Raw genomic sequence first — 9,514 nt, forward strand, 5'->3', positions numbered from 1 at the left:
ACGAGACCGACGAAGACGTTGGGGCAGCAGGAGTTTCGGCGTGCACGGCCCCCTGCGTGCACCCCGCCACCGACATCAACGCGACCGCCACGAGCACCATCCGCATCGAGCACCCCCTCGCTCAACCCGATCCTTTGCCGAAGTAGACGGCGGGAGGAGCGGCGAGGTTGCAACGCGGAGGGCCCGCCTCCCGTAACGGTTGGGAGACGGGCCCTCGCGGAATGCGGTTACCGGGTTACAGGCCGCCCACGTTCGAGCTGACCCACGAGCGGTAGTACGAGACGTCCACGTAGATCGACGGCGCCTGGGCGCAGTTCGCGCCACCGCCGGAGCGGCTGGTCGCACCGATCAGCTCCCAGCGGCCGGACACGGACTTCACCTGCGGGCCACCCGAGTCGCCGTAGCAGGCGCCCTTGTTGCCGTCGGTGTTGTTGGTGCAGATCTCCGACGCGCCGGAGATGCCGGAGCACCGGCTGTCCGCGACGATCGACGTGTTGAGCTCCTGCAGGGTCACGGGAGCACCGCAGGCACCGCGGACCGGGCAGGTCTGGCCCCAGCCGATGATGCGGGTCGCCGTGCCGACGGCGCCGGACGCCGACGAGATGGTGATCGGGGCCTGGCTGACCGAGGTGTTGAGCTGCACCAGCGCCAGGTCGGCCGACGGGTGCGTGATGATCCGCGACGCACCGGTGGTGGTGCCGCCGCTGGTGCGGTTCGTGGTGCCGATCCGGGTGCGGATCGAGGCCGCCGAGGAGCCCTGGACGCAGTGCTTCGCCGTGACGACCCAGTTGGCCTTGATCAGCGAGGCGCCGCAGAAGTGGCTGCCGGAGGTGCTCTGCAGGGACACCATGAACGGGTAGACCTGGGTGGCGTTGCCGCCGCCGACGATCATCGGCGAGACCTCGCCGTCAGCGGTGGGAGCCGGAGCCGCGGTGGCCATGGCGGCGCTGGCGAGCAGGGCGCCCGCGGCCACGGCGATTGCGGAGAACAACGAACGTGCCCTCATCGTCGAGTTCCTTTCCTGAACCCGGCGCAGGGTTGCCGGGGTCAGGACGGAAACTAAGGACGAATGCGACCAATCACTAGGGTCACTCGGAGGGTGACTGTCCGTTGACGGTTCACAGATTCACAGTGCGCTACGGCAGCGGCTGCTGCGCGTCCTCGGGGATGTCGAAGTCGACGGAGGAGTATTCGCGCAGCTTGTGGAGGCTGTGGAAGCCGTCGATCATCCGCACGGTGCCGGACTTGGACCGCATGACGATCGACTGGGTCGTGCAGCCGCCCGCCCGGTAGTGCACGCCGCGCAGCAGGTCGCCGTCGGTCACGCCCGTGGCGCAGAAGAAGACGTTGTCACCGCTCACGAGGTCGTTCGTGGTGAGCACGCGCGACAGGTCGTGGCCTGCGTCGATCGCCTTCTCGCGCTCCTCGTCGTCCTTGGGCCACAACCGGCCCTGGATGGCGCCACCGACGCACTTGAGGGCCGCCGCGGCGATGATGCCCTCCGGTGTGCCGCCGATGCCCACGAGCATGTCCACCCCCGACGTGGGACGTGCGGCGGCGATCGCACCGGCCACGTCGCCGTCGGAGATGAAGTGGATGCGGGCGCCGGCCCTGCGGACCTCCTGCACGATGCTCTCGTGCCGCGGCCGGTCGAGGATGCACACGTTCACGTCCGAGACGTCGCTGTGCTTGGCCTTCGCGACGCGGCGGATGTTCTCCGCGAGCGGCGCGGTGATGTCGATGACGTCCGCGGCCTCCGGGCCCACCGCGAGCTTCTCCATGTAGAACACGGCGGACGGGTCGAACATCGCCCCGCGCTCGGCGACGGCCAGCACCGCCAGCGCGTTCGGCATGCCTTTGGCCATCAGCGTCGTGCCGTCGATCGGGTCGACCGCGACGTCGCACTCGGGGCCCTCGCCGTTGCCGACCTCCTCGCCGTTGAACAGCATGGGCGCCTCGTCCTTCTCGCCCTCGCCGATCACGACGACACCGCGCATCGAGACGGTGTGGATGAGCTTGCGCATCGCGTCGACCGCGGCGCCGTCACCGCCGTTCTTGTCGCCGCGCCCCACCCACCGGCCCGCGGCCATCGCGGCCGCCTCGGTGACGCGCACGAGCTCCAACGCCAGGTTCCGGTCCGGGGCTTCGCGACGTCGTTCCGCGGGGGTGTTCACCATTGCGCGCCTCCATGCGACTACTCAGCGTGCCGGATTTTTGATCGGCAGCTGAATCCTTGCACGGGATCACGCGTCCGAAACGTCCTCCTCGACGACGGCGAGAGCTGCATCGATTCGCTCGCGCGCGCCGGCGAGATGCTGCTCACACGTCTTGGCGAGCGCCTCGCCCCGTTCCCACAGCGCCAGCGAGTCCTCAAGCGACAGACCACCGGCTTCGAGCTTGCGGACCACTTCCACCAGCTCGTCGCGAGCGGCTTCGTAACCCAGTGTTTCCGAACTCACGCGGATTGGCTCCTCAGGCGGCTCAGCACGGTCGCGACGGCCAGGTCGTACCCGACCAGCGCCTCCGCGAACTCCTCGCCGTCACCCTCTCGCACCGCCTCGTCGATGAGCGCCTCGGCCTCCGCGACGCGCCGGTACTGCACCGTGCCGGCGGTGGCCTCGCTCAGGTCGTGCAACGTGAGGATCAGCGTGCGGCGGCCCCTGGTGTCGCAGTCGCCCACCATCGCCGTCCAGCACTCGGCCGCGGCGCGGTTCGCCGCCTCCGCCTTCGTGCGCAGGCCGGAGCCGCAGGAACCCGCCGCCTCCATGGTGAGGGGCAGGAACACGGCATCACGCATCATCGGTACCTCCCCCTTCCGAATCGGCTTCCGGGCTCAGGACAGCGGCCCGCACTGCACCGTCAACGACGCGTACCCGCAGCTGTGTTCCTGCGGGTGCGTCCGTCACGGAACGCAGGACCCCGTCGGGCCCGTCGGGTGTGACGAGTTGCACAACGGCGTATCCGCGGGCCAGCGTGGCGGCTGGTCCCAGGGTCGTCAAGCGGGCTTTGGTCCCGGACAGATGGACGTCTTCCCGATCGAGTCGTTGCGTGACTGCCCTGCGGCCCTGGTCGCGAAACCGCTTCACCTCTTCCGACCGGCGGTCCAACGGCCCGTGCGGGTCCGAAAGCACAGGTCGGGAGCGCAACGAGTCGAGCAGCCCGCGTTCCCGGTCGACCCAGCCGTGCAACGCGCGCCGGCCGCGGTCGCGCATCTGGCGGACGCGTTCACTCTCCTCGGCGACATCGGGAACCACCCGTTTGCCTGCGTCGGTGGGCGTCGAACAACGCAGGTCGGCGACGTGGTCGACGAGCGGGGTGTCCGGTTCGTGGCCGATCGCCGACAGCACCGGCGTGCGGCACGACGACACCGCGCGGCACAGCGCCTCGTCGGAGAACGGCAGCAGGTCCTCCACGCTGCCGCCGCCGCGGGCGATGATGATCACATCGCACTCCGGGTCGCGGTCCAGAGTGGACAGTGCGGTCATCACCTGGGTGACCGCCGTCGGCCCCTGCACGGCGACGTTGACGACGCGGAAGTGCGCGCCCGGCCAACGGTTCCGCGCGTTCGTCAGCACGTCCCGCTCCGCCGCCGACGCGCGGCCGGTGATCAAGCCGATCTTCTTCGGCAGGAACGGCGGCTTCCGCTTGCGGCGCGGGTCGAAGAGGCCTTCGGCGTGCAGCAGCTTGCGCAGCCGTTCGATGCGCGCCAGCAGCTCGCCGACGCCGACCGCGCGGATGTCGTCCGCGCGCAGGCTCAGCGTGCCGCGGTTCGGGTAGAAGCTGATCTTCCCGTGCGCGATCACGCGGCTGCCCTCGGTGAGCTGCAGCTCGCGGATCATCGAGGCGTTGCAGGTGATCGACATGGACATGTCGACGCTCGGGTCGCGCAGCGTCAGGAACGCCGTGGAGCTGCGCGCGTTGAGCTGCGTGACCTGGCCCTCGACCCACACGTCGCCGAGCCGGTTGATCCAGTCGAGCAACTTGCGGGCCACCGTCCGCACCGGCCAGGGGTTCTCCGGTGTGGACTTCGCCTCGGTCACTGCGCTGTGACGGTGGCGATCCGCCGGTTCAGCATGCCGACGAACTCGGGCCGCGACTCGTGCGCCTTCTCGTAGCGCAGCAGCTCTTCCAGTTGCTCGACGTCCAGGTTGCGCAGCCGTGCGCGCAGTTGGGCGATCGACAGCTCGTCGTAGCCGGGGAGGAACTCCGGCACCTCGGCGATCGCGCGTTCCTCTTCCTCCCACGGGTCGTCGGCGGGAGTTTCCTGAGAAGTCGTGACGGGCGTCTCGTCCTCGTCGAACGTCGCCCACTCCGGCTCTTCCTCGGCGGGCCGCAGTCCGGAGAGGACGTCGTCGCCCTTGATGGCGAGTTCGGTCACATGCTGCTGCACGCGCATGGAGAGCTGCATCGCCTCGCTGACCACCGTCAACGGGAGTCCGGCGAGCTGCTGGGGCAGCCTGCGGGCCTGTTCGAGGGCGGTCGCGGCGAGGCCGGCGGCGACGCGGACACCCAGTGGCAGTGGCTTCATGCCGCCTAGCCTGCCGCAACCGCGTCTGAAATGCCTAGGACCGCGGCTGGGTACCCTAGGTGGCATGCCCAAGCGAGTCCTGTTGGCGAAGCCGCGTGGTTACTGCGCGGGCGTTGATCGTGCCGTCGAGACGGTCGAGCTCGCCCTCGAGAAGTACGGCGCACCTGTCTACGTGCGCAAGGAGATCGTCCACAACAAGTACGTCGTGGAGACGCTGTCCGACCGCGGTGCCATCTTCGTCAACGAGACGGACGAGGTGCCCGAGGGCGCGCTCGTGGTGTTCTCCGCGCATGGCGTGTCGCCCGCCGTCCACGCGGAGGCCGAGCAGCGCTCGTTGCGCACCATCGACGCGACGTGCCCCCTCGTGACGAAGGTCCACAAGGAAGCGGTGCGGTTCGCTCGCGAGGACTACGACATCCTGCTGATCGGCCACGAGGGCCACGAGGAGGTCGAGGGCACCGCCGGCGAGGCGCCGGACCACGTCCAGCTCGTCGATACCGCCGAGGACGCCGCGAACGTCCAGGTGCGCGACCCGAACAAGGTGATCTGGCTGTCGCAGACGACGCTCTCGGTCGACGAGACCATGGTGCGCGTGCGGCAGCTCAAGGACCGCTTCCCCGAGCTGCAGGACCCGCCGTCCGACGACATCTGCTACGCCACCTCCAACCGCCAGACCGCGGTGAAGACGATGGCGCCGTCGTGCGACCTGGTGCTCGTCGTGGGCTCGAAGAACTCCTCCAACTCCGTGCGGCTGGTCGAGGTCGCGCTGCAGCACGGCGCCAAGGCCGCGTACCTGATCGACTACGCCAAGGAGGTTGACCCGGCGTGGCTGGACGGCGTCGAGACCGTCGGCGTCACGTCGGGCGCGTCGGTGCCGGACCTGCTGGTGATGGAGCTGCTCAAGCACCTGGAGTCGAACGGCTACGACGAGGTCGAGGAGATCACCACGGCCAACGAGAAGATCGCGTTCTCGCTGCCGCGTGAGCTGCGCAAGGACCTGGTGCGCTAGGACCCGTTGACACGCGAAGGGCGCTCCACCCGGCTCGGGTGGAGCGCCCTTCGTTCGTTCGGCGTGGGGTGCCAGCGGTCGCTGGGCGCGGTGTGGTCTTGGTTCTTGGTGGTGGGTGCGCTCCGGGACGGGCCCGAACGGCTGTGGAGCGCGCGCCTCCTGCCGTCGGCGCTTATCGCGTCGTGCGCACACGTCGCGTCGTGCGGATACCTCGCGTCAAGCGCACACCTCGCGTCGAGCGCACACATGCCGTCGAGCGCGCGCAACTGTCCAACGGGTGCGCGTGACCTTGGGTCAGCGGTCGTCGCGCGGAGGGCGGGGGCGGCGCTGGCCGGAAGGCCGTTCACCACGGGCGCCGTCCGGACGCGGGCGCCGTGCGGGCGCTCCCTCCGGCCGCGGCCGACGCGCCGGCGTGCCCTCGGAGCGTTCCGGACGTTCGGAGCGTTCCGGGCGGTCCGACGACGGGCGGGAGCGGCGCGGGCGGTCCTCGTCGGGCTCCTCCTCGCGCGGCCTGCGGACCGGCTTGGAGCGGTCCTTGATCTCCGCCTTGGCCTCGCGGACCTCGTCCCTGCTCGGGCGGTTCGGGTCCTTCTGCAGCACGATCCGCAGGATGCCCAGCGCCACGGTCACGGCGGTCGTCACGGCCATCACCGGGAAGCTGTCGATCAGCGGCTTGCCCAGGCCCAGCGCCATCGCGGACAGGCCGCCCTTGGCCACGCCGCCGGTGAGCAGCACGAGCGTGGGCACGGTGGCGGCGAGGACCAGCGGCGGCTGCACCATCGGCGCGAAGAGGCTGCGGCGCTGCACCAGCAGGATGCCGGCCAGGGCGCCGAGGAAGAACACCGCGTTGAACGTCCAGCCGACGGTCTTGCTGGAGTTGATGTCGATGAACGCGCCGATGAACGCCGGTACGAGGGCGCACAGGATCGCGGCCCACCAGGGGATTCCCTTGAACTCGCCGAAGATGGCCCGGTAGTTCCACGGAACCGCGTCGTAGTCTTCGACGTCGTCATCGAAGTCCGTGGAACGCTCGCGCAACTCACTCACGCCGCACACGGTAGCCGTTCGGCCAATCGGTGTTCGTGAGTCCGCGCCTTTCTCACCCAGAAGCAACCTCCGGGCACTCTCCGTGCGTTCTAGGCGGACTGTTCGTCAGCCCTTCGGACCAAGGGCAGGGGAGTGGGGGTGGCGGAGGCGTCCGTGAGCGGCTCGACGCTCGCCCGGAAGCCCTCCAGCGCGTCCAGTTCGCGCCGGCGTGCCGACAGGAACCGCTGCAGGTGCGTGGTGGAGAGGTTGACGGCCTCGATGGCGTTGTCGGCGGCGCGGTTGGCCCTGCCCGCCTGGAGCCTGACCTGTTCGACGTCGTCGGCCAGTGCCCGTTCGGTGACCGCGAACATCGCCGACGACGCGATCACGGCGAACCCGGTCGGGCCGCACAGGAAAACGCGGCGGTCGAGCAGCCAGCGCAGCAGTTCGGGATCGGTGTCCAGCGCGGCCACGACGGCGCCGTCGTTGGGGACGAACATGATCGTGCCGTAGATGGCGTCGGCCCAGCGCTGGTAGCCCTTGCCCGCCAGTTCGGCGGCACGCGAACGGATGTTGCGGACGTGCACGCGCAACGCGTCCTGGCGTTCCTGCGGGTCGTCCGTCTCGACCGCTTCCGCCCAGGTCGCCATGGACATCTTCGAGTCGACCGGGACCTGACGGCCGCCGCCGACGTTCAGGACCATGTCGGGCCGCACCGCGCCGCCGCCCGCGACGTCGGTCTGCAGCGTGTAGTGCAGGTTCTCGCGGAGTCCGAGAGCGCGCGCGGTCTCGACGAGCACCTGCTCGCCCAGTTCGCCCCGTCCCGAAACGCTGGAGAACGCCACTTCGTAGCGCTGGAGGGCCACCTGCTGCGCGTCGTAGCGCGCGCGTTCGGCTCCGATGGCGGCGAGCGCCTCGTCGGTGCGGCGGACGCTGTCCTGGTAGAGGCGCCAGACGAACAGCAACGCCCCGGCGCTCACGAGCGCCAGGACGATCGAGGCGGTGATGATCACTGCGGTCACGGCACCGATGATGCTCCCCCACCGGCGTTGAACTCGATCGGGTGACACGCCGGGAACCCTCCCGGGGATTTGTCGGACCCCGTCTCTACGGTTGTGCCATGCGGATCCTGCACACCTCCGACTGGCACGTGGGGCGGACGTTCCACGGTCGCGACCTGCTCGTGGAGCAGGAGTCGGTGCTGAGCGGCCTCGCCGACCTGGTGTCGACCGAGAAGGTCGACGTCGTGGTCGTCTCCGGCGACCTCTACGACAGGGCCGTGCCGTCGGCGGACGCGGTGGCGTTGTGCGCGCGGGTGCTGATGAGGATCCGGGCGGCGGGGGCGACGATCGTGATCACGCCCGGCAACCACGACTCGGCGGCGCGCATCGGCGTGTTCGGCGAGTTCGCGGCGGCGGGCGGGCTGCACCTGCGCACGCGGATCTCGTTGCTGGACAAGCCAGTCGAGCTGGCCGACGAGCACGGGCCGGTCGCGGTGTACGGGATCCCGTTCCTCGAACCGGAACCAGCCCGGCACGCGCTCGGGGTGCCGGACAAGGGCCACGCGCCCGTGCTGACCGAGGCCATGCGGCGGATTCGCGCCGACCTGGCATCGCGCGAGGCGCGGTCGGTCGTGCTGGCGCACGCGTTCGTCACTGGCGGGGCGCCGTCGGAGTCCGAGCGCACCATCGCGGTCGGCGGCGTGCAGGACGTGTCGATGCACGTGTTCTCCGGCGTCGACTACGTGGCGCTGGGCCACCTGCACGGGCCGCAGACGCTCGCGGAGAACCTGAGGTACTCGGGCAGCCCGCTCGCGTACTCGTTCTCCGAGGCGCGGCACCGGAAGTCCGTGTGGCTGGTCGAGCTCGACGCGGGCGGCCTCGTCGGCGTCGAGCGGCGCGATCTGCCGGTGCCGAGGCAGCTGGCGACCGTGACGGGTACGTTGGCCGGCGTGCTGGAGGACCCGGCGCACACGCCGCTGGAAGACCACTTCCTGTCCGTGGTGCTCACGGACCAGGTGCGGCCGATGGACGCGTTGCGGCAGCTGCAGAAGCGGTTCGAGCACGCCGTGCACGTCGAATGGCGGCCCGAGCAGGGGCCGCAGCACGACATGACCTACGCGGAACGCGTGCGCGGCCGCAGCGACGAGGAAGTGGCCTGCTGCTTCGTGTCGGACGCGCGCGGTTCCGAGCCGTCCGAGGCGGAGCAGGCGTTGCTGCGCGAGGCGTTCGCATCGGTGGCGAGGGAGCAGGAGCAATGAGACTGCACCGCCTGGAGCTGACGGCGTTCGGGCCGTACCCGCGGCCGGAGACCGTCGACTTCGACGAGCTGGGCGCGGACGGGTTGTTCCTGCTGCACGGCGACACGGGCGCGGGCAAGACGACGTTGCTCGACGCGGTGGCGTTCGCGCTGTTCGGCCGGGTTCCCGGCGCACGCGGCGACGTGAAGAAGCTGCGCTGCGAGTACGCCGACCCCGAGGTGCCGACGGAGGTGTCGCTGGAGCTCACCGTGCAGTCGCGGCGGTTCCGGATCGTGCGCTCGCCGGAGTTCGACCGGCCGAAGAAGCGCGGCGGCGGCTTCACCACGCAGCCCGCGAAGTGCTCGCTGACGTGGCTCGAGGGCTGGGACGGCGAGGGCATCACCCGCATCGACGACGTGGCGCGCGCGGTCGAGGACATGCTGGGCATGTCGTACGAGCAGTTCTTCCAGGTCGTGCTGCTGCCGCAGGGGGAGTTCGCGAAGTTCCTGCGGTCGGACACGGCCGAACGCGAGGTGCTGCTGGAGAAGCTCTTCGGCACCGAGCGGTTCCTCGACGTCGAGAAGTGGTTCCGCGACAAGCGGGTCGTGGCCGGTCGCGCGCTGGAGGAACGGAGGCAGGGCGCGGCCAAGCTGGTGCACCGCGTCGCCGAGGCCGCGTCCGAGGAGCCGTCGGACGAGCCGGGCTGGCTGGA

11 protein-coding genes are annotated in these 9,514 nt (G+C 70.1%); 3 read left to right on the forward strand and 8 right to left on the reverse strand.

Translation table 11 applies throughout. The annotated features are described in order from the left end of the window. Positions 1 to 235: 235 nt before the first annotated feature. From VF330_RS01395 to VF330_RS01420, 6 genes are all read right to left on the reverse strand, one after another. On the reverse strand, positions 236 to 1,006 hold the full coding sequence (locus tag VF330_RS01395) for a serine protease (RefSeq protein WP_330849612.1): 771 nt from the start codon (positions 1,004 to 1,006) through the stop codon (positions 236 to 238). Between the two features lie 130 nt (positions 1,007 to 1,136). Further along, on the reverse strand, positions 1,137 to 2,177 hold the full coding sequence (glpX, locus tag VF330_RS01400) for a class II fructose-bisphosphatase (RefSeq protein ID WP_330849613.1): 1,041 nt from the start codon (positions 2,175 to 2,177) through the stop codon (positions 1,137 to 1,139). 66 nt (positions 2,178 to 2,243) lie between these two features. Then, complete coding sequence (locus VF330_RS01405; protein WP_090099824.1) at positions 2,244 to 2,459, reverse strand: exodeoxyribonuclease VII small subunit; 216 nt, start codon at positions 2,457 to 2,459, stop codon at positions 2,244 to 2,246. Next, positions 2,456 to 2,800, reverse strand: coding sequence for a sugar ABC transporter substrate-binding protein (locus tag VF330_RS01410; RefSeq protein ID WP_330849614.1), 345 nt, complete (start codon positions 2,798 to 2,800; stop codon positions 2,456 to 2,458). Before VF330_RS01410 ends, VF330_RS01405 begins: the two co-directional genes overlap by 4 nt. Next, positions 2,790 to 4,040: an exodeoxyribonuclease VII large subunit gene (gene xseA / locus VF330_RS01415; protein ID WP_330849615.1), complete on the reverse strand. Its 1,251-nt coding sequence runs from the start codon at positions 4,038 to 4,040 to the stop codon at positions 2,790 to 2,792. Before xseA ends, VF330_RS01410 begins: the two co-directional genes overlap by 11 nt. Then, positions 4,037 to 4,528, reverse strand: coding sequence for a lipid droplet-associated protein (locus VF330_RS01420; protein WP_330849616.1), 492 nt, complete (start codon positions 4,526 to 4,528; stop codon positions 4,037 to 4,039). Before VF330_RS01420 ends, xseA begins: the two co-directional genes overlap by 4 nt. A gap of 64 nt (positions 4,529 to 4,592) precedes the next feature. Here VF330_RS01420 and VF330_RS01425 point away from each other — a divergent pair, with 64 nt between their 5' ends. After that, complete coding sequence (locus VF330_RS01425) at positions 4,593 to 5,537, forward strand: 4-hydroxy-3-methylbut-2-enyl diphosphate reductase (RefSeq protein ID WP_330849617.1); 945 nt, start codon at positions 4,593 to 4,595, stop codon at positions 5,535 to 5,537. A 294-nt stretch (positions 5,538 to 5,831) separates the two neighbouring features. Here the strand turns inward: VF330_RS01425 and VF330_RS01430 are convergent, their stop codons facing one another. Both VF330_RS01430 and VF330_RS01435 read right to left on the reverse strand, forming a co-directional pair. Continuing rightward, positions 5,832 to 6,584 (reverse strand): DUF6542 domain-containing protein, encoded by a 753-nt coding sequence (locus tag VF330_RS01430; protein WP_330849618.1) that lies wholly within the window; start codon positions 6,582 to 6,584, stop codon positions 5,832 to 5,834. An 89-nt stretch (positions 6,585 to 6,673) separates the two neighbouring features. After that, a complete protein-coding gene (locus tag VF330_RS01435) occupies positions 6,674 to 7,585 on the reverse strand; it encodes a DNA recombination protein RmuC (protein WP_330849619.1) in 912 nt (303 codons plus the stop codon). Positions 7,586 to 7,683: 98 nt separating this feature from the next. Here VF330_RS01435 and VF330_RS01440 point away from each other — a divergent pair, with 98 nt between their 5' ends. Continuing rightward, positions 7,684 to 8,823, forward strand: coding sequence for an exonuclease SbcCD subunit D (locus VF330_RS01440; RefSeq protein ID WP_330849620.1), 1,140 nt, complete (start codon positions 7,684 to 7,686; stop codon positions 8,821 to 8,823). After that, positions 8,820 to 9,514: SMC family ATPase (locus VF330_RS01445; RefSeq protein WP_330849621.1), on the forward strand; the 695-nt coding region annotated here is incomplete at its 3' end. The genes VF330_RS01440 and VF330_RS01445, both read left to right, overlap by 4 nt.

It is taken from the genome of Lentzea sp. (genome assembly GCF_036380075.1).
GTDB lineage: Bacteria > Actinomycetota > Actinomycetes > Mycobacteriales > Pseudonocardiaceae > Lentzea.

Bases quoted from the DNA above. Each gene is read 5' to 3' on its own strand.
- VF330_RS01395 (WP_330849612.1), bottom strand. From the start codon at position 1,006: ATGAGGGCACGTTCGTTGTTCTCCGCAATCGCCGTGGCCGCGGGCGCC.
- glpX (WP_330849613.1), bottom strand. From the start codon at position 2,177: ATGGTGAACACCCCCGCGGAACGACGTCGCGAAGCCCCGGACCGGAAC.
- VF330_RS01425 (WP_330849617.1), top strand. From the start codon at position 4,593: ATGCCCAAGCGAGTCCTGTTGGCGAAGCCGCGTGGTTACTGCGCGGGC.
- VF330_RS01420 (WP_330849616.1), bottom strand. From the start codon at position 4,528: ATGAAGCCACTGCCACTGGGTGTCCGCGTCGCCGCCGGCCTCGCCGCG.
- VF330_RS01410 (WP_330849614.1), bottom strand. From the start codon at position 2,800: ATGATGCGTGATGCCGTGTTCCTGCCCCTCACCATGGAGGCGGCGGGT.
- VF330_RS01440 (WP_330849620.1), top strand. From the start codon at position 7,684: ATGCGGATCCTGCACACCTCCGACTGGCACGTGGGGCGGACGTTCCAC.